Source organism: Pseudomonas sp. 06C 126 (genome assembly GCF_001855215.1).
Taxonomy (GTDB): domain Bacteria; phylum Pseudomonadota; class Gammaproteobacteria; order Pseudomonadales; family Pseudomonadaceae; genus Aquipseudomonas; species Aquipseudomonas proteolytica.
In genome coordinates, this window is record NZ_MIFU01000003.1 from 79,671 (window position 1) to 98,175 (window position 18,505).

The window sequence follows — 18,505 nt, forward strand, 5'->3', positions numbered from 1 at the left end:
GGGGTTACAACGTCAGGATGAGGTTTGTTCGTAACGGCTTTTGCGGCGGGCGCGTTTGCGCAGGCGATTGGCCGTCCACTGTTGCAGTGGATCGAGCAAGAAAAAGAACAGGTACGCGGCGAGTACCAGCGTCAAGTCGACCCAGGTCTTGCTGATAGGCCCTTGGACGGCTTCGACGGCGGCCTTGATCAAAAACAGTACGGCGACCCCACACAACCAGAGCACTACAGTGAAAACCAGAGGTCGTGCGCGATTTGAGATCCTGCGTTGCATGTTCAATACATCTCCCTGAGATTGCTGGGCCAGTCGGTGTGCCGACACCCGCGCGTGTAGAAGTGGTCTGCGGATCGATTCATTCGATACCGGCCTTTAGGTCGGTAGACCTGCTCAGCTCAAGACCTGTGTGGGTGACCATTGGTTCCGACAATAGCTGGCGCACCCACGGGCAGTACTGCCCTTAAGCGGGCTATTGTTTCAAAAAGCGTAGGAAATTACACCCTTGCCAGTGCGCCCGCAGGTATGGAGGGGCGATTTATCGTGCCCAGGCGGGGCAAAACCCTTTCACTCCCGGTGCCTGGGCGTGTAGCGTTAACCCCTCGTTGAAGACTCCGATTGAGGCGCTGCCCCCGATCAGGCAGCCTCAAGGCCAGGAAGGGTGTAAGGAGAAAATCATGGCGCAAACGCTGTTCAAACTCTTTTTCACCCAACGCCTGGCGGCCCTGGCGAGCACGGAATCGCTGCGGGCCATCCGTGAGGGGCTGTTATGGATCCTGCCGTGCCTGCTGGTCTCGGCAGGGTTCCTGCTGTTGTCCGAATGTGCCCGGATCCTCGATTTCCCACCGCCGGTGGTGGCATTCCTGGCGGGCCTGCATGCCCAGATCAGCTCCGTGATCCCCCTGCTGGTCGCGGCTTCCATCGGCTATATGTTGGCGATCCAGCACCGCCTACCCCAGTTGCCAGTGGCCTTCCTGTGCCTGGCGCATGTCGTCATCGCCACCTTTGTCCTGCGCGACTACCCCCGCGCCTCGGCGACGTTTGTCTTGTTCATTGCCATTGCCTCGCCGCTGATCAATGTCCCGGTGATTGCCTGGCTGCATCGGTACCGCTGGACCCGTCTGGTCAACGAGGACCTGGTGGGACACAACCTCAAGGGCACCATCAACATGGTCGTACCGGGGGCAATCACCGCGTTGCTGCTGGTGGCGACGTTGTCGTTGCTGTTGCAGGTTCCCCATGTGGCCCAGTTCCAGGGCCCGGTGATGCTCGATGCGTTGCAGTCGCCTTATGGCAGCGGGATGTTTATTACCGCGATCAATTCGCTGCTGTGGTTTTTTGGCATCCATGGTGTGTATGCGATCCAGCCGCTGTTTGACGCACTGGATCAGGCGGTGGTGCTCAATGGGGCGGCGTTGGCGGCGGGAGAGCCCATCCTCTATGTGCTGAATGCCGGCCTGCTGGGGTGCTTTGCCTTTATTGGCGGGGCGGGCGGTTCCCTGTGTCTGTTGCTGGCGATTCTGCTGTTTTCCAAGAGCCAGTCCATGCGCCTGCTCGCCGTGGCCAGCCTGCCGTTGTCGCTGTTCAACGTCAGTGAGGTGTTGCTGTTTGGCTTGCCCATCATCCTCAATCCGCGCCTGTTTATTCCCTTTTTAGCCGTCCCGGTGATCAACACCTTGCTGGCATTGCTCGTGGTGCAGGCCGGTTGGGTCTCGCCGGCGGTGGCCAGTGTGCCGTTCACCGCGCCGGTGCTGCTCAATGCCTACCTGAGCACCCAGGGCGATTTGGCCGCGGTGGCCCTGCAACTGGTGTTGCTGGGGGTGGGGACGCTGGTCTACGCGCCCTATATCCGGGCAATCCATCGGCAGACCCTGGAGGGCGCGACCGTATACCTCAAGTCATTCGACATGACCTTTCGCGGGCTCGAAGAAAAAGGCCGACTGCTGGAAATGGACCCGGTGCTGACGTCGCACAAGACGCTGGCCCGCCAGGCCCTTGATTTAAGCAGGATCCAGCAGATCAGCGACTATGAGTTCTACCTGGAGTACCAGCCCCAAGTGTCCTCCCGGACAGGCTTGTGCACCGGCTGCGAAGCCCTGATGCGTGCCCGTGATGGCGCAGGCAAGGTGCATTCGCCCTGGGAGTTCCTCCAGTGGCTGGCCCAGGCCCGCTTGATGCCGGACGTCGACCTGTGGGTGGCTTCCCAGGCGGTGCGCCAGTACCAGAAGTGGCAGAAAATCGGGTTTGCGCTGCCAATCACCATCAATATCTCCAGCGCTACCCTGATGACCCCGGCGTACGGCAAGCAACTGGTGCAGATCCTGTCCCAGGCCAACGGCCAGGTGTCAGTGGAAATCACCGAGGATGCGCTGGTGGGCGATATCCAGATAACCCGGCAGATAATCGAGAAACTGCAGGCCATTGGGGCCAAGGTTTATATCGACGACTTCGGCACAGGGTATTCCGCGCTGAGTTATCTGCACCAGTTTCCGGTCGACTTCATCAAGATCGACCGCAGTTTTGTGGTGGCCCAGCAGGACCCCAAGGGCGCGCAGGTCTTGACCGGCATGTTGCGCTTTTGTGAAGCACTGAACCTGGGCGTGGTGGTGGAAGGCGTGGAGACGGCCGAGCAGTTGGCGTTCCTACAGTCGGGCAGGGGGCACGCCGGGGCGGAGCTGATTATCCAGGGCTGGTATTTCAGCAAAGCGCTGCCTGGCGAAGCCGTGCAAGGCTTTGTGCGCGAGCGTGCGGACAGGGTCAGCGATGAGGCCGGTGCATAGCCCTGTCGTGGCAAGCCCGCTCGCCACGGGCTAATGGGAAGTCCCTTCGGCAAACTCGATCTTGTTGCCCACGTTGTACTTGCCCGACGGCTTGTTCATGGGCAGGCGCTTGACCTCCTGCAAGGTCTGGCTGTCGTACACGATCAACGCACCCTCACGGTCCCAGATGCTCAGCAGCAGGTAGCGTCCATCCCGGGTGAATTCCACGTGCGCCGCGGTCTTGCCCGGCATCGGCCGTAGGGTGTGGGCGATTTCCAGGGTCTGCTTGTCGATCAAGTGGATCGCGTCGTTGTCCGGACCAAAAAACACATCACTCCATACATAGCGCGAGTTGGTGTGGCTGCGCATAAAGAACCCAGGCCCCAAGGTGGGGATCTGTTTGATCAGCTTCCAGGTCTTGAGGTCCAGCACCGAAATCTGCCCCTTGCTGATATTCGGCGTGGCAAATACCCACTGCCCGTTGCGTTGCCAGTAAGTGCCCGAGCCCAAGTGCGGCATGCCCGCCAGTGCAATGTCGGTCACCACCTGCCCGGAGTCGAGGTCGATCACTTGCCCGCCGCCGGCCTTGCGTGAGGTGGCGAGCAGTTGGCGGTAGTCGGGAGAAAAGGAAAAGTCATCGAGCACATCCTGGGCCTGGATGCGCCGGGGCTCGAAGTCCGGTTTGGGCGCCGCGTAGGACAACTCCCAGACTTCATTCACATCCTTGAGGGCGACGATAAAACTGTTGCGCGGCGGGGCGGTGTACACCGCGCTGACCCGTGAGCCCGTCGGCAGCGTCTTGACCAGTGACAGGTCGTGGGCATCCAGCACCACCAGGTTGCCGGGCAGGTAATTGCCCACCAGCACCCAGCGCCCATCCTTGCTCACCGCGAGGTTGCGGGTATTGAGGCCGGCGCGGATCTCGGCGATCAGCTTGAGGTTGTGCAGGTCATACAGGCTGATCCAGCCGTCGCGCGAAGCGAAGTACACAAAGCGCCCGTCCGGCGAGAACTTCGGCCCGCCATGTACAGCAAAGTGCGAGGCAAAGCGGTCGAGCACTTCAAAGCGATCCCCGTCGAGAATATCGATGTGATGATCGCCCGATTCCACCACCACAAACAGGTTCAGCGGGTCGGCGTGGTGCTGCGGGGTGCTGGGCAGTTGACTGAGGTCGGCCAATTGGCGATGGCTGCTGCGCATGTCCTGCTCGCTCCAGGTCGCGGGCGTGGCGGGCGGCTGTTGCAAGAAGCTCACCAGGCCGTCGATCTGTTGCGCCGTCAGCAGCGGGGCGAATGCCGCCATCTGGCTGGCCGGGCGGCCTTGTTCGATTACCTGGCGAATTTCGGCCGGCTTGATCCGCCCCAGGCTCTCGGGCAGCAACGCCGGGCCGCTGCTGCCGACCCGGTTGAGGCCATGGCAGCTTTGGCAATGCTGCTGGTAATCGGCGGCGGCATCGGTTGCGCCGTGGGCGGCGCTGGCCCAGAGCAGTGGCACCAGCCACAGGCGTTTCATACCGCCACCCCGGACACTGCGCGGTATGCGGGCGCCAGGCTGGCGGGGTAATGCAGGGCCGCATCGGCAAACAGGTCGACCACATGCCCGATCACCGTCAAGGTCGGCACCCCGGGTTCGCACATCAAGGCCAGGGCTGGCAGCAGGCGCAGGGTGCCGCGATGCACCTGCTGGTCGGCGCGGGCGCCGTTGCAGATCAACGCAGCGGGCGTGTCGGCGGGCAGGCCGGCATCGATCAGGCGCTCAGCGATCATCGCCAGGTTCGACAGGCCCATGTAGAACACCAGGGTCTGGGTGCTGTCGGCGAGGCTGGCCCATGGCAACTTCAATTCGCCGTCGCGCTGCAAATGCCCGGTGACGAAGCGGCACGAATTGACCAGGTCTCGGTGGGTCAGGGGGATGCCGGCATAGGCGCTGCAACCGGAGGCCGCCGTGATGCCTGGCACCACTTGGCACGACACGCCTTGTGCCAGCAGGTACTCCAGTTCTTCGGCACCGCGGCCAAACACGAACGGGTCGCCGCCCTTGAGCCGAACCACGCGCTGCCCCTGCAGGGCCAGCTCGGCCAGCAGTTCGTTGATCTGCGACTGGGGCAGGCTGTGATACCCGCTGGCCTTGCCCACGTAATGGCGGGCACAGGTCAGCGGGATCAGGGTCAGCAGGTCGGCGCTGATCAGGCGGTCGAACACCACGGCATCGGCCTGCATCAGCAGGCTCCAGGCGCGCAGGGTCAACAGGCGCGGATCACCGGGGCCGGCGCCGACCAGGGCGACTTCGCCGGGGTGGAAGGGGCTGTGCAGCACGGAGGGTAACGCGTGGGATGAGTGCATGAGACTTCCTTGGTTCATCATCAGGTTGGCGGCCCCCGGTTGTTTCACCAGGTAGCCGGCCGGTGGTTCAGCGTGCCGAGCAAGGAATCAAGGTGGGCGGCGTGCGGGCGATTTCAGCGTCGCTGAGGTAGCAACCGGGGTCCGGGCCCCAAAGGTCGCCGCCAGCCCAGGCGCGGGTGCGGGTGTTGCCATTGCAAATGCCCAGCCAGCGGCAGTCGGTACAACGGCCACCGATCTCGCGCGGGTATTGGCGCAGGCGCAGCAGCAGCGGGTCGGGACGCTCCAGCCAGATTTCGCGGAACGAGGTGTGGCGCACATTGCCCACCGAGTGTTGCCACCAGTAAGTGTCCGGGTGCACTTCGCCGGTGTTGTCGATATTGGCGATGCCACTGCCCGAGGCATTGCCGCCCCAGGCATGCAGCAGGTGTTCAAGTTGCGGGTAGTGTTCCGGCAGGTGCTGGTGCACCCATTGCAGCAACAGCACGGCGTCGGCGTCGTTGTTGCCACTGACAAAATCGCTGGCCACGCCATTCTGGATGTCGTCCCAGGCCTGCTGGAACAGCATCAGCATGGCGTCGCGGCTCATTTGTTGATGGGCGTCCAGCTGCCGGCTGCGCTTGCCACGCCCGCTGTAGTTGAGGTGCGAGAGGTAGAACTTCTGCACATCGTATTCACGCATCAGGGCCAGCAGTTGCGGGAGTTGCGCGTAGTTTTCCTGGGTCAGGGTCGTGCGCAGGCCGACGCGGATCCCCGCCTGACGGGACAGGTTGATGGCGTGCATCGAGCGCTCGAAACTACCCTCGCATTGGCGGAAGGCATCGTGGGTGGCCTTCAAGCCATCGATGCTGATGCCCACATAGTCAAAGCGTGCGGCGGCGATCTGCTGGATATTGCCCTCATCGATCAGCGTGCCATTGCTCGACAGCGCCACGAAAAACCCCTTGCTGCGGGCATAGGCGCTGAGCTGGAACAGGTCTTCGCGCAGCAGGGGCTCGCCACCCGAGAGAATCAACACCTTGACCCCGGCCTCGTGCAGATCATCGATTACCTTCAGTGCCGCTTCGGTGTCCAGTTCATCGCGGAACACACTGTCGGCACTGGTGGCATAGCAGTGCTTGCAGGTCAGGTTGCAACGGCGCAGCAGGTTCCAGATCACCACCGGCGCGCGCTGGCTGCCGGGTTTGGCGCTGCGTGGAGGCGGGCATTGGCCGGCCAGGGTGCGCAGGTAATGACTGATCCTAAGCATAAGATGTTCCTTGTTGTAGGAGCGAGCGTGCTCGCGAAAAACGCCCCGGCGACACGTTCATCCAGGATGCCCGCGTTATCGTTAACGACCTTCGCTGGCAAGCCAGCTTCTACTGGAGCGAGGAGAGGCCAAGCGCAGGCCGGTTTTTTTCAGGATGCGGCTGCTTACCAACATCTCGTCCGCCCGGCTGGCAGTTCCCAGCAGAAAGCGCAGGTGTTCACGGTAGCTGTCGATTTCCTCACGGCTGCGCCCATGCACCATGGCGAACAGGTTGTAGGGCCAGTCCGCACGCCTGGGCCTGCGATAGCAGTGGCTGACAAAGGGTTGGGCGCCGATCAACTCGCCCAGGCGCGGCATCTGTTCATCGCACACATCCCACACGGTCATGCCGTTGTGGCGGTAGCCCAGGCGGTAGTGATTGGGCACGGCGGCGATCCGGCGGATGGCGCCTTCTGCCTGCAGGCGCTTGAGCAGGTCGAGGGTGGATTCGACGCTGATGCCCAGTTGTTCGGCGAGCCAGGTCCAGGGATCTTCCACCAGGGGCAGGCCGGACTCGGTCAATTGGATCAAGCGTTGGGCCAGGGTTTCGTCAAACCGGGAAGTACAGACCGACATGGTAGGTTTGCTCCTTGGGCAGGTTGAGCACCTCAAGCCCGGTAATGGTGTGGATATGGGCCAGGGTCTGGTCGAGGTCGGCGCAGGTCGCGCAGGCCAGCACAAACCACATGTTCCAGGGGTGCTCGCGCCGGTAGTTGTGGGCCACTTGCGGCAGTTCGTTGAGTTGCGCCGCCACCTGTTCAAAGCGGGACTCGGGCACCGCAAGGGCGGCGAGGGTGAACGCGCCACCCAGGCGCTCGATATCAAACATCGGCCCGAAGCGCGTCAGCACGCCGTCTTCGAGCAACAGATGCAGGCGGTCGAGCAACTCGTCGGGCGTGCTGTGCAGCTCTGCCGCCACGGCCTGCCAGGGGTGACGTACCAGAGGCAGGCCCCGCTGCAGGCGGTTGATCAACTGCCGGTCGAGTTCATCCATGGGCCCATACCTGTGACGGTGGCGGTGCAAAGCGCCCGCCGCATTGTTTGAACATGCGCGTGCTGAACAGCAGGTGGTGGGGCAGATCGGCGAGCAGGTGCTGGTCCAGCAGTGCCTGGATCTGCGCCTGCACTGCTGCGCGCTCACGGCCGTGGACCATGCAAAACAGGTTGTAGCGCCAGTGCGGCAAGCGTCGTGGCCGCTGGTAGCACAGGGTGATGCCCGGCGCGCGGCCCAGGCGCTGGCCGACTTCATCGATCAGCGCATCGGGCACGTCCAGCACCAGCATCGCATTGGCCACATAGCCCAGGGCGCGATGGTTGAGCACCAGGCCGACGCGGCGGAACAGGCCCTGTTCCTGCCATTGCTGCATCTGCTTCAACACCTGCAAATGGTGGGCGCCGATCTGCTCGGCGAGGTCTTCATAGGGCCGCGAAACGCGCGGCAGCCCACGCTCCAGGCACTGGCGCAGGTCGAGCAATTGCTCGTGGTTCAGCGGGGCGATCACGGGTGGCCTCCCAGGGCAAAACCCAGATCGATGCGGTAGGAGGTGAGCATTGGCAGGTCCAGGGGGACCAGGCCGGTGTCCTTTTCCAGCTCCTCCAGAATCTGTTCCAGATGGCGGCGATTGGGCCCGGTCAGCACAAACCACAGGTTGTAGTGATGTTCGCGGGCGTAGTTGTGATTGACCTCGGGGTAGCGACTGATGCGCGCCGCCACCTGCTCCAGGCGCTCGGCGGGCACCGCCAGGGCGGCGAGGGTACTGGCGCCGGCGCGGCTGTGATCGAATACCGGCCCGACCCGCGACAGCGCGCCCGCCAGTTCCAGGCGTTGCAGGCAGGCCATCAACTCTTTCTCGCTGCAGCCCAGGGTGTTGGCCATCTCCAGGTAAGGCTCGGCGCACAGCGGCATGCCATGTTGATAGCGGTCGATCAGGCGTGCGGTCAGTTCATCCAGTTCCATCTCAGTACCCCATTTTTTGCGCGCGGCTGCTGAAGAAGATGCCGCTGGGGCTTTCGGCCGGCAGGGTCTTGAGCAAGGTCAAACGATAAGGATCCCAAACCTGCACCTGCTGGCCGTCGCGAACCGACAACCACAGCTGCTCACCGCGCCCGGTGAATTCCATGTGCAACACCCCGGGGCCGGGGCGCAGGTCCGCGACCACTTGGTGGGTCTCAGTGTCGAGTACCTGCACCCGGTCGTTGTCCGGGTAGGCGAAGTTGACCCACAACTGGCGCCCGTCGGGGCGCGCGGTGACAAAAATCGGCTGGCCGGCCACGGCGATGGCGGCGGTCTGTTGCCAGGTGCGGGCGTCCATCACCAGCACTTGGTGGCGACCTACGGCGGGCACGAAGGCCTGGTTGTCGGCCACGGCCCAGCCTTCCAGGTGCGGCATCTTGTACACCGGCAGTTTTTCCTGGCCGCGGCCGTAGTCGGCGAGCACGCGCTTGACCCCGTGCTCGGGGTGCCACAGGTCGAGCTGGGCCATGCCATCCTCGCCAAACAAGCCGGCCATGTAGTAACGGCCATCGGCAGTGATCAATGCGTCATAGGGCTGGCGGCCAATACCGCTGAAGCGGGTGATGACCGGGGTGTTGCCCTGGCTGAAATCGGCACTCCAGATCTCGTCGGTATCGAACAGGCTGAACACAAAGCGTTGCCCTGGCGCATCCACCAGGCCCACCACCCGCGAACGCTTGCCGTCGGCCAGGGGTGTGGCCGGGATATCGGCCACCTGCTTGAGGGTTTGCGCGTCGAATACCTTGACCCCACCTGGCTGGTAGTTGGAGACCGCAATCAGGCGCCCATCCTGGCTGATCGCGCCGCCGATGCTGTTGCCGCCCTGGATCAGGCGTTGGTCGATGCGCATGGTCAGCAGGTCAACCTTGGTCAACCCGCCGTCGCGGCCAAACAGATAGGCGTAGCGTTGGTCCCGGGAAAACACCGCCGAAGCATGGGACAAGTCGCCCAGCCCCTCGACCCGCGCCAGGCGGGCCTGGTTGCTGCTGTCGATAATCAGCAGGCTGCCGCTGGCACGTTCCACCACCAGGCCCAGGTCGCCGGTGCCGCGCAGCGGGGGTTGGGCACAGGCGGTGAGCAACAGGCCGGCAAAGCAGGCAAGCAGGGGACGGATCATGGCGCGGGGGTTCCTTGCAGGAGGCGGTCCACCAGCCAGGCAATCTCGCCGGCATTGAGCAACGGGGCCCAGCCGGGCATCGCCAGGGCAGGGCGGCCATAAGTCACGGTGGCAATCAGGGTGTCGCGGGTCTGTCCGGCCAGGGCTTGGGGCGTCAGGGCCGGGCCCAGGCCGCCGGTCAGGTGCAGGCCGTGGCAGGCCCCGCAGTCCTGGGTCAGCAGGTGTTCCAGCTGGACCTGGCGTGCAGGCGCCGGTGCTCCATGCACCGGCGCGGGAATAAGAAAAAGCAGCGCCATGGCCGAACCGATCATCGAGACTTGCATGGCGTGCTCCTTGTGCTTATTTGAGGCTCAACACCCATTGGGCGAGGGTCAGGGCTTCGGCATCGGTGACTTGGTTTGGCGGCATCGGAATCGGCCCCCAGTTACCCTGGGTACCGTTCTTGATATGGCCGGCCAGGGTCTTGTCTGCGTCCTTGACCCCGGCGTTCTTCGCCGCGACTTCCTTGAGCGCCGGCCCCACCATCTTGCTGTCGATGGTGTGGCAGGCGGCGCAGGGTTTGCTCTTGAACAGCGCCGCACCATCCTCGGCAAGCGCCGTGGACAGGCTTAACGCCGCGCCCAGGGCCGCGAGTGCAAGCAGGATATTTTTCATTGGGTTGCCTCTTGTTGATGAAGCTCAATAGATATCGAATTGGGTGTTGTAAACGTTGAACTTGCCGGTCGGGGTAATCAGGCGCTTGTCCCTGATCACGTTCTTGAGCTTGAGGGTCTTGTCATCGACCACGACCAGCGCCGACTCCTCTTCCTGGCCGTTCCACACCGAGAACCACACTTCATCACCCGCCTTGTTGTATTCCGGCTGCACCACGCGCAGGGCGCCTTGCTTGATGCCGGACCATTCGGCAATCGGCAGCACGGTGTAGCCGGCGTCGAGCTTGTCGATGTTGAACACGGCTACCGACTGGCTGAGCTTGGTGTCGGGGTTGAGGGTGGTGTCGACGTAGAGGTTTCGCGAGTTGGGGTGGGTCTTGATAAACAGCGAGCCACCGCCCTGGCCGTTGAGCGATGTCACTTGCTTCCAGGCGTACTGCGGGTGCTTGACCGGGTCGGTACCAATCACTGAAACACCGCCGTCACCCAGGTGGCTGGTGGCCCACACCGGACCATATTGCGGGTGCACAAAGTTGGCGCCACGACCGGGGTGCGGGGTCTTGCCCACATCCACCAGAGCAGTGAGCTTGCGCTCCTTGGAGTCGATGACCGCGACCTTGTTGGAGTTGTTCGCCGCCGTCATGAAATAACGATGGGTGCTGTCCCAACCGCCGTCATGCAGGAACGGCGCGGCGTCGATGGTGGTGATGGTGAGGTTCTTGATGTCCTGGTAATTGACCAGCATCACCTTGCCGGTTTCCTTGACGTTGACGATGAACTCCGGCCATTCGTGGGAGGCGATGATCGCCGCTACACGCGGTTCCGGGTGGTACTCCTGCTTGTCCACGGTCATGCCACGGGTAGAGACGATCTGCTTGGGCTCCAGGGTCTCGCCGTCCATGATGGTGAACTGCGGCGGCCAGTAGGAACCGGCGATCGCGTACTTGTCTTCGTAGCCCTTGAACTTGGACGTCTCCACCGAGCGAGCCTCGATGCCCACCTTGATCTCGGCGACTTTGGTCGGCTCGACGGGCCACAGGTCGATCATGTCGATCTTGGCGTCACGGCCGATCACCAGCAGGTAGCGCCCCGAAGCGGAAATCCGCGAGATATGCACGGCATAGCCGGTGTCGATGAGCTTGACGATTTTCTTGCTGTCGCCGTCGATCAGGGCGATTTTGCCGTCGTCACGCAGGGTGACGGAGAACAGGTTTTCCAGGTTGAGCTTGTTGAGTTGCTTCTTCGGACGGTCTTCGGGCTTGACCAGTACCTTCCAGGTCTTGAGGGTTTCGGCCATGCCCCATTCCGGTGGCGTTGGCGCGGTGTGCTGGATGAAGGTGGCCATGCTGGTGATCTGCGCCTTGGTCAGCGCATTGGAGGTGCCCCAGTTCGGCATGCCGGCGGGGGAGCCATAGGTGATCAAGGCCTCCAGGTACGCCTGGCCACGGGCCTGGGTGATGTCCGGGGTCAGCGGCTTGCCGGTGGCGCCTTTGCGCAACACTCCATGGCAACCGGCGCAGCGCTCGAAGTAGATCTGCTTGGAGGCATCGAACTCGGCTTGGCTCAAGTCGGGTGCGCCGGGGCTCTTGACCATGGCTGCAGCCGGTGCGGGGGCCGCCGCGAAGGCCTGGGTTGAGAGGGCCAGGGCTAGCGCGCAGCTGAGCCCGGCCAGCGTCAGTACAAAGGGTGTTTTGTTGCGAGTCAGCATTCCATATCTCCTCAGGCAAGACCTTTGCGATCCGGGTAGAACGCAGGTTCTTAGTGCCAGCAGAGACTATGTCGCGGTGGGTGAATGACCGCTTGACGGCGATCAAGTTTGCCTTGAGTACGGCTTGCCAGGTTGTCGCAGGCCCCCGTAGCGTGGCGGTCAAACCCGTTGTCCATGCAAGGTGCGCCATGACCGAACCCTTCTATCAAGCCGTCAACAACGAACATGAGTTGTTCGAACACGCCTGGCGTCACCGCATGCCGGTGCTGATCAAGGGGCCCACCGGCTGCGGCAAGACCCGCTTCGTGCAGCACATGGCCCACCGTCTGCAATTGCCGCTGTATACCGTGGCCTGTCACGACGACCTCAGCGCCGCCGACCTGATTGGCCGCCACCTGATCGGCGCCCAGGGCACCTGGTGGCAGGACGGCCCGCTGACCCGCGCGGTGCGTGAAGGGGGCATCTGCTACCTCGACGAAGTGGTCGAGGCGCGCCAGGACACCGCCGTGGTCTTGCACCCGGTGGCCGATGACCGTCGCGAGCTGTTCCTGGAGCGCACCGGCGAAGTCCTCAAGGCGCCGCCGTCGTTCATGTTGGTGGTGTCCTATAACCCCGGTTACCAGAACCTGCTCAAGGGCATGAAACCCAGCACGCGCCAGCGTTTTGTGGCGATGCGCTTTGGCTATCCATCGACACTCGAAGAAGAACGCATCGTCGCCCGCGAAGCCCAGGTCGACAGCGCCCTGGCGGCCCAGGTGGTGCGCCTGGGGCAAGCCTTGCGCCGGCTTGACCAGCATGACCTGGAGGAGGTGGCCTCTACGCGCCTACTGATCTTCACCGCCCGCCTGATCGCCGCCGGCATGCCGCCCCGCGAGGCGTGCATGGCCTGCCTGGCAGAAGCGCTGAGCGACGACCCGCAAACCGTCGCGGCCCTGATGGATGTGGTTGATGTTCACTTCAGTTGACCGGCGCCTGCCGGGTGATCTGGCGATGTGGTTTTTTATCCTTGCCGAACTCTCGGTGTTTGCGATTCTGATCCTTGCCTTTGCCGTGACCCAGACGCTACGGCCCGAGGTCTTTGCCGAAGGCCGCGCACAACTGGACACCTCCACCGGCCTGGCGATGACCCTGAGCCTGCTGACGGCCGGCCTGCTTGCGGCGTTGGCCCAGCAACAGGCACTCGCCGACCGCTCGCGGCGGGCGGCTGGGTTATTGGTACTGGGGTTGTTGGTGGCGCTGGTGTATGTGTGGATCAAACTCAGCGAGTACGGCCACCTGGCCGCTGCGGGGTTGGGGCTGGAGCACAGTACGTTTTTTACCCTGTATTGGATTTTGACCGGCTTTCACTTTTTGCATGTACTGCTGGGGATGGTGATCCTGGCGTGGTTGGCGTTGCGCTGTTGGCGCGGGGCTTACGGGCCGGGGCGCCAGTCGGGGATGGAGTCCGGGGTGTTGTATTGGCATATGGTGGATTTGGTGTGGGTAGTGTTGTTTCCGTTGGTGTACGTGTTGTGAGGCTGCTGGCGTGCTGGGTCGCGCTGGTGCTGCTGAGCGTGGGCACCGTCATGTCCGGTGCTGCGGGGTGGTGGTGGGCAGTGGTGCTGGCCGCAGTAGCCAAGGCCTGGGTGATTGCCGATGGGTTTATGGAACTACGTCACGCGCCCCTGGGATGGCGAGCCGCGCTGTTGGCCTGGCCGGCGGTGTTGGTGGCGGGGATTGTGGTGATGCGTTAAGAACGCTGTAGTGCGACCAAAATCCAACCCCTGTAGGAGCGGGCTTGCCCGCGAAGGCGGTGTGTCAGCCCAAGCATAGGTTGCCTGGTACGCCGCCATCGCAGGCAAGCCAGCTCCTACCGGGACTGCAGCTTCGCGCTCCGGCTCTGCGGCCAACCTCTCTCAGAAGTCGGCAATAAACTGCACCCCACCCACCACTGCACCGTTGGTTTGCGTCAACCCTCCAGGGTATTTCACGTATTGCAGGTTAGGCCGCACCATCAGCCATTGGGTGGCCTGTACCCCGTAGTTGACCTCATAACTGTACTCACGCTTTTGCTCAGGCACATACAGCGGATCATCCATGCCCGTCACTCCATTGCGCGCGTTGAGCGCCTGGGTGTTGTCGGTATAGCGGTCACTGACCTGCAACTTCGAAGCGCCGATGCCAAAAGTGTCATCTGGCCGCGAGTCGAAGGGCCCTCGATAGATCAGCCCCACCTGTACCAGGCTCTTGATCACGCTTTTATGCGGATCATTCATGGTCAGGTTGGCAAACACGTTAAGCCCGCGCTTGTTGTTGCCATCGACCGTGGTCAACTGCTGTTGGCCCGACAACCACCAGCCGGCATTGCCTGAATACATCCGATAAGGCTTCTGGCTGCTGGCCGCGTAGTTGCCGTCGGCGTCCTTGAGCATGTCCTTGGTATCGGCATTGGCGTAGTAATAACCGGCGTGGTACTCCGAACTCAGCCCGCCAACCTGCCCCTTCCAGATGGCTTCGATAGGGAAGCTGGTACCTTGGGAGCCGCTGATAAACGGCTTGAAGCCGTTGCTCGCCTCAGCGTTGCCAGGGTTCTTGTCGTAGGCGCCAATCTGCATCGCGAACTCATCGGTGAACTGGTACTTGGCGCGCACCGCCCACTGGCTGATGGGGAAGCTGTTCCACACGCCATTCCAGTTGCCTTCCTGGGAGCCGCACAGGGTGACGTTCTGGAATTCGCAGGGGAACTGGTCAAAGTCCTCGCCATGGCCGAAGCGCCCCAGTTTCAGGGCGAATTTGCCCTCGAAGAATTTCTGCTCGTACCAAAATTGCGACAGGCGCCAGGCATTGCCGCCGCCAAACACTTCCATGGTCGAGGTCAGGCCGGTGGCGTCGGGGTGATGCACACGGTCATTGGTGATGTCCTTGCCATGGCGCTCGCCGATGCCGATGCGAAAGGTCGCGTCCTGCCAACCCCAGAGTTTTTGCAGGTCCATGGTCACGCCGAGGATCAACTGGTCGCTCCAGCGGGCGGTCATGTGGGAGTCGTAGCCGCCACCGAGGTTGGAGCCCGCTTCGCCGACATACTTGAGGGTAAAGTCGTAGCCCTGCTCGGCCAGTTGCGGGCGCAGGCCGTTCCAGTCGCCGAGCATGGCCGGCGAGGCAGGGTCGAGCAAACCGGCGCTCAGGGCGCAGGTGGACACCGTGCTGCAAAGTAGGGCCAGGGGGAGGTTGATGCGCATGAATGCTCCTTGGTTTTATTGTTGTTATCAGGGGTAAAACACAAATTCCAGGCACACACAGACCCCCAATGTGGCAGCGGGCTTGCTCGCGATGGCGGTGTGAAGTGCGACCGCTATCGCCGGCAAGCCGGCTCCTACAGTGGATGTGTGGTGTCGGGGGAAGGGTTACTGCAAGTTGACGAACAACCCGCCATCGACCAGCAACGATGCACCGGTCACGTAGCGCGCCATATCGGAGGCGAGGAACACGATCGGCCCGGCGACGTCGTCCGGCTCACCCAGGCGGCCCAACGGCGTGCGCGAGGTCATGTAGGCGAGTTTTTCCTCGTCAGCCAGGTCTTCTTTGTTGATGTCGGTGGCGATAGTGCCCGGCAAGACCGAGTTGCAGCGGATGCCATACGGCCCCAGGGCGATGGCGCAGGACTGCATCAGCGAATGCAGGCCGGCCTTGGTCGGCGTGTAGTGGGTCTGCATGCCGCCGCCCACCAGGGCGCTGATGGAACTGACGGCAATGATCGCACCGCCACGCCCCTGGTTCTTCATTTGGTTGGCCGCTGCCTGCACCGCAAAATAGGCGCCGTTGAGGTTGGTGTTGACGGTCTTGAGGTACACCTCGCGCGGCATGTCGAGGAAGGAGTGGAACGGGCAGATACCGGCGTTATTGACGAACACATCGACACTGCCAAAGGCCTCGACCGCAGCGGCCACCAGCGTGTCGCCGGTGTCCGGGTCGGCGGCATCGCCACCCACTTCAATGGCCTGGCCGCCGAAGGCGCGGATCTCTTCGATCAGCGACAGCGCGGCGTGTGTGCCTTGTTCGCTGCCGCTATGGCCGATCACTACGCGGGCGCCCTGGCGTGCGCACTCGCGGGCGGCGGCGCGGCCGATGCCACGGGAGGCGCCGGTGATGATCACGGTTTTGTCTGCTAGCAACATCATGGGAAATCTCCTGAAAAAATTAACGCTGTTGTAGGAGCGAGCTTGCTCGCGAAAAACGTCAACGATAACGCGGGCTTAGCGGCTAAACGCGGCGTCATCAGGTTCTTCGCGAGCAAGCTCGCTCCTACAAAAAGACATTGCGGCCTCAGCCGAGGTAATTACCGTAGCCAACCATGGCAATCGCGCCGAGGATCACCGCGATCCCGGCCACCAGCACGCTTTTGTTGGTCGCGCTGGTGCCGTGCCATTCGCGCAAATACAGGCCCCAGCAATTGGACACAATGATGATGAAGGACATGTGCAGCACCCATGAACTGGCGTCGTTCTGCAAGCGGCTTTCGCCCATGCCATAGAAGAAAAATTGCAGGAACCACAGGGTCCCGGCGCACGCCACCAGCAGGTAGTTGCGCAACAGCGGGGTGCTGCGGTCGGTGTAGTTGCGGAACGTGCGGTTGCGCCAGTTCAGCCACAGGCACCAGATGCCGTTGGTCGTCAGGCCGCCCCACATGATTACCATGAACGTCACGTTGTTCTGGAACAGGCTGTTGGCACCATGTTCCACCGCTGCAGCGGCCAGTGGGCGCCCGGCGGAAATGCCATAGCTGAAACACGCGCTCAGCACCCCGGAAATCACCGCCACCAGCATGCCCTTGCCCAGGGCGAACTCGCTGACACTGGCTAACTTCACTGCCTGGGACACTTCCCGTTCCTTGATCAACCCGGCCTTGCCGCACACCGCGATGCCGATCAGCGATACGGCCACGCCCCATAGCACCCAATGGCCGCCTTGTGATGCCAGCATCGAGGTCAGGGTGCCCTCTGTCTCGTGGGTGAACAGGTCGCGGTACAACGCTGGCATCAACGCACCGAGGGCCGAGGTCAGGCCCATGATCAGCGACATGCCCAGTGACAGCCCCAGATAACGCATGGTCAGGCCGAACGTCAGCCCGCCGATGCCCCACAGCACGCCGAACATATAAGTCCAGAGCAGGGTGCTGGTGTCGGCGTTACGCAGGATCTCGACCCAGCCGGGTACGGTCAATTGCGCGGCAATCAGCGGCACGATCAGCCACGACACCAGGCCACCGGTGATCCAGTAGCTTTCCCAGGCCCAGCCACCGACTTTTTTGTAGGGGATGTAGAAACTGCCGGAGGCAAAGCCGCCGATTAAATGCAGAATCACACCGAGGAGAATGATTTCCACGTGTTCGAATCCTTTTTATTGTGGTGGTAAGCAGATGAATGGATCAGTCGGGCGTGAGGCTGAACATCGGTAGCAGGTCCATGCTGACCGGCGAGTTATCCGGGTGGCTGGGCATGATGTCGTGCATGTAGTGCCACCAGCGCTGCATCAGCGCAGTGCCGGGCAGGGCGTCGAGGCCATGCACCTCTTCGTGGGTCAACACTGCAAACAGTGCGTTGCTGGGCTCGTCGAGGAAGATCCGGTAATCCACCACGCCGGCATCACGCAGGGCCTGGGCCAGCTCCGGCCAGATCTGGTCATGGCGCCGACGGTATTCGTCGGCCATGCCGGGGTTGAGGTTCATGCGAAAGGCACGGGTCGGCATCAGAGGCCTCCAGGGGGCAGGGTCGGGCTGTAGATGCGCACGGCGTTGTGCAGGAAGAATTTTTCCTGGACGGCCTGTCGCTGATCAGCCATGCAGCGTTTGACCAGGCCCAGGGTGGCGGCGAAATCGGCTAGGTGATCGCTATTGGGCCAATCGCTGCCAAAGAAGCAGCGGTCTTCGCCAAACGCGTCCCACAGTACGGCCAGGCGGTCGTTGTAAAACGCGCTATCGACAATCAAGCCGTTGGGCCCGTGCTGGGGGATTTCTGCCAGCTTGGCAAATACATTGGGCCGTTCGGCCAAGCGCAACAGGTCTGCATGGTAGGCCGTTTCCTGGCCCACAGGGATCTGGGCGTTGGGCAGGTGATCGATAATGATGCGCAGCTCGGGGAGGGCATCGCTCAGGTGCAACAGGCCCTTGATCAGCCGCGGGTCTGGGTTGGCGCTGTCCAGGCAACGGCCGCAATCGGCAAGCTGGCGCAGGCCGTCGATAAACCCGGGACGTGTTTGGTCGACCAGCAAATCACGGTCCCACAGGTTGCCGTAGCGCAGGCCAAGGAACAGTGGCTCGTAGGCCAGTGCCGCAAGTTCGCCGGCAAACTGCGCGTGCAGCGGGTCGAGATTGCCGACAAAGCCAAGCATTCGCGCATCGCTGCGCAGGGTTTCCAGCAACCAGCGGTTATCGTCGCGCCACGGGCTGGCTTCCACCGCAATGGCACCGATCACGTTATGTCGGGCCGCCAGCGCCCAGTAGTCTTCAGGCAAATGTGCGGCGTACAGGCGGTTGCCCGGCTCGGGCCACGGGATACCCTGAGGGCGGCGTGGGTCGAACAGGTGCAAATGGCTGTCGATGATCGGGCCGCTGTAGAGGTTGGCAATGCTCATTGCGCAATCCTTGTTGGAAGGGTC

Annotated in this window: 21 protein-coding genes; 4 read left to right on the plus strand and 17 right to left on the minus strand. The window is 62.7% G+C overall.

Annotated elements, in window-relative coordinates; all coding sequences use genetic code 11:
* Positions 1-12: 12 nt before the first annotated feature.
* Complete coding sequence (locus BHC62_RS03440) at positions 13-273, minus strand: hypothetical protein (RefSeq protein ID WP_029291221.1); 261 nt, start codon at positions 271-273, stop codon at positions 13-15.
* A gap of 398 nt (positions 274-671) precedes the next feature.
* On the opposite strand from BHC62_RS03440, the gene BHC62_RS03445 reads away from it, so the two are divergent.
* Positions 672-2,774: a PTS sugar transporter subunit IIC/EAL domain-containing protein gene (locus BHC62_RS03445; RefSeq protein WP_070994229.1), complete on the plus strand. Its 2,103-nt coding sequence runs from the start codon at positions 672-674 to the stop codon at positions 2,772-2,774.
* Positions 2,775-2,804: 30 nt separating this feature from the next.
* On the opposite strand, the gene BHC62_RS03450 is transcribed toward BHC62_RS03445, so the two are convergent.
* From BHC62_RS03450 to nirS, 11 genes are all read right to left on the minus strand, one after another.
* Entirely contained in the window at positions 2,805-4,265 is a 1,461-nt protein-coding gene (locus BHC62_RS03450; RefSeq protein WP_070994230.1) for a cytochrome D1 domain-containing protein, read from the minus strand.
* On the minus strand, positions 4,262-5,095 hold the full coding sequence (gene cobA, locus BHC62_RS03455; protein ID WP_070994231.1) for a uroporphyrinogen-III C-methyltransferase: 834 nt from the start codon (positions 5,093-5,095) through the stop codon (positions 4,262-4,264). The genes BHC62_RS03450 and cobA overlap by 4 nt, the downstream gene beginning before the upstream one ends.
* A 67-nt stretch (positions 5,096-5,162) precedes the next feature.
* On the minus strand, positions 5,163-6,341 hold the full coding sequence (gene nirJ / locus BHC62_RS03460; protein ID WP_070994232.1) for a heme d1 biosynthesis radical SAM protein NirJ: 1,179 nt from the start codon (positions 6,339-6,341) through the stop codon (positions 5,163-5,165).
* Between the two features lie 81 nt (positions 6,342-6,422).
* A complete protein-coding gene (locus BHC62_RS03465; protein ID WP_070994233.1) occupies positions 6,423-6,956 on the minus strand; it encodes an Lrp/AsnC family transcriptional regulator in 534 nt (177 codons plus the stop codon).
* A complete protein-coding gene (locus tag BHC62_RS03470; protein ID WP_029291235.1) occupies positions 6,931-7,374 on the minus strand; it encodes an Lrp/AsnC family transcriptional regulator in 444 nt (147 codons plus the stop codon). Before BHC62_RS03470 ends, BHC62_RS03465 begins: the two co-directional genes overlap by 26 nt.
* On the minus strand, positions 7,367-7,882 hold the full coding sequence (locus BHC62_RS03475) for an Lrp/AsnC family transcriptional regulator (RefSeq protein WP_029291237.1): 516 nt from the start codon (positions 7,880-7,882) through the stop codon (positions 7,367-7,369). Before BHC62_RS03475 ends, BHC62_RS03470 begins: the two co-directional genes overlap by 8 nt.
* The gene (locus BHC62_RS03480) at positions 7,879-8,337 is read right to left on the minus strand and encodes an Lrp/AsnC family transcriptional regulator (RefSeq protein WP_029291240.1); all 459 of its coding nucleotides are present in this window, start codon (positions 8,335-8,337) and stop codon (positions 7,879-7,881) included. Before BHC62_RS03480 ends, BHC62_RS03475 begins: the two co-directional genes overlap by 4 nt.
* 1 nt (position 8,338) lies before the next feature.
* On the minus strand, positions 8,339-9,511 hold the full coding sequence (locus BHC62_RS03485; protein WP_029291242.1) for a cytochrome D1 domain-containing protein: 1,173 nt from the start codon (positions 9,509-9,511) through the stop codon (positions 8,339-8,341).
* Positions 9,508-9,834: a cytochrome c gene (locus tag BHC62_RS03490; RefSeq protein ID WP_029291245.1), complete on the minus strand. Its 327-nt coding sequence runs from the start codon at positions 9,832-9,834 to the stop codon at positions 9,508-9,510. Before BHC62_RS03490 ends, BHC62_RS03485 begins: the two co-directional genes overlap by 4 nt.
* A gap of 16 nt (positions 9,835-9,850) precedes the next feature.
* Positions 9,851-10,165 (minus strand): c-type cytochrome, encoded by a 315-nt coding sequence (locus BHC62_RS03495; protein WP_029291248.1) that lies wholly within the window; start codon positions 10,163-10,165, stop codon positions 9,851-9,853.
* Between the two features lie 24 nt (positions 10,166-10,189).
* The gene (gene nirS, locus BHC62_RS03500; RefSeq protein WP_224791098.1) at positions 10,190-11,758 is read right to left on the minus strand and encodes a nitrite reductase; all 1,569 of its coding nucleotides are present in this window, start codon (positions 11,756-11,758) and stop codon (positions 10,190-10,192) included.
* A 302-nt stretch (positions 11,759-12,060) separates the two neighbouring features.
* Here nirS and BHC62_RS03505 point away from each other — a divergent pair, with 302 nt between their 5' ends.
* Genes BHC62_RS03505 through BHC62_RS03515 form a run of 3 tightly spaced genes read left to right on the plus strand, consistent with a single transcriptional unit; the run spans position 12,061 to position 13,605 of the window.
* Complete coding sequence (locus BHC62_RS03505; RefSeq protein WP_029291253.1) at positions 12,061-12,837, plus strand: CbbQ/NirQ/NorQ/GpvN family protein; 777 nt, start codon at positions 12,061-12,063, stop codon at positions 12,835-12,837.
* Positions 12,821-13,387 carry a cytochrome c oxidase subunit 3 gene (locus tag BHC62_RS03510; protein ID WP_029291255.1) on the plus strand — a complete coding sequence of 189 codons (567 nt, stop codon included), beginning with the start codon at positions 12,821-12,823 and terminating at the stop codon, positions 13,385-13,387. The genes BHC62_RS03505 and BHC62_RS03510 overlap by 17 nt, the downstream gene beginning before the upstream one ends.
* Positions 13,384-13,605 (plus strand): cytochrome C oxidase subunit IV family protein, encoded by a 222-nt coding sequence (locus BHC62_RS03515; RefSeq protein WP_070994235.1) that lies wholly within the window; start codon positions 13,384-13,386, stop codon positions 13,603-13,605. The genes BHC62_RS03510 and BHC62_RS03515 overlap by 4 nt, the downstream gene beginning before the upstream one ends.
* A gap of 162 nt (positions 13,606-13,767) precedes the next feature.
* Here BHC62_RS03515 and BHC62_RS03520 read toward each other — a convergent pair whose 3' ends face one another.
* The 5 genes from BHC62_RS03520 to BHC62_RS03540 form a co-directional block, all read right to left on the minus strand.
* Positions 13,768-15,090 (minus strand): carbohydrate porin, encoded by a 1,323-nt coding sequence (locus BHC62_RS03520; protein WP_070994236.1) that lies wholly within the window; start codon positions 15,088-15,090, stop codon positions 13,768-13,770.
* A gap of 165 nt (positions 15,091-15,255) precedes the next feature.
* Positions 15,256-16,026, minus strand: a complete 771-nt coding sequence (locus BHC62_RS03525; RefSeq protein ID WP_070994276.1) for an SDR family NAD(P)-dependent oxidoreductase — start codon at positions 16,024-16,026, stop codon at positions 15,256-15,258.
* A 148-nt stretch (positions 16,027-16,174) separates the two neighbouring features.
* The gene (rhaT, locus tag BHC62_RS03530; RefSeq protein ID WP_070994237.1) at positions 16,175-17,233 is read right to left on the minus strand and encodes an L-rhamnose/proton symporter RhaT; all 1,059 of its coding nucleotides are present in this window, start codon (positions 17,231-17,233) and stop codon (positions 16,175-16,177) included.
* 43 nt (positions 17,234-17,276) lie between these two features.
* Positions 17,277-17,597 carry an L-rhamnose mutarotase gene (gene rhaM, locus BHC62_RS03535; protein ID WP_029291266.1) on the minus strand — a complete coding sequence of 107 codons (321 nt, stop codon included), beginning with the start codon at positions 17,595-17,597 and terminating at the stop codon, positions 17,277-17,279.
* Positions 17,597-18,481, minus strand: coding sequence for an amidohydrolase (locus BHC62_RS03540; RefSeq protein ID WP_070994238.1), 885 nt, complete (start codon positions 18,479-18,481; stop codon positions 17,597-17,599). Before BHC62_RS03540 ends, rhaM begins: the two co-directional genes overlap by 1 nt.
* Between the last annotated feature and the right edge of the window lie 24 nt (positions 18,482-18,505).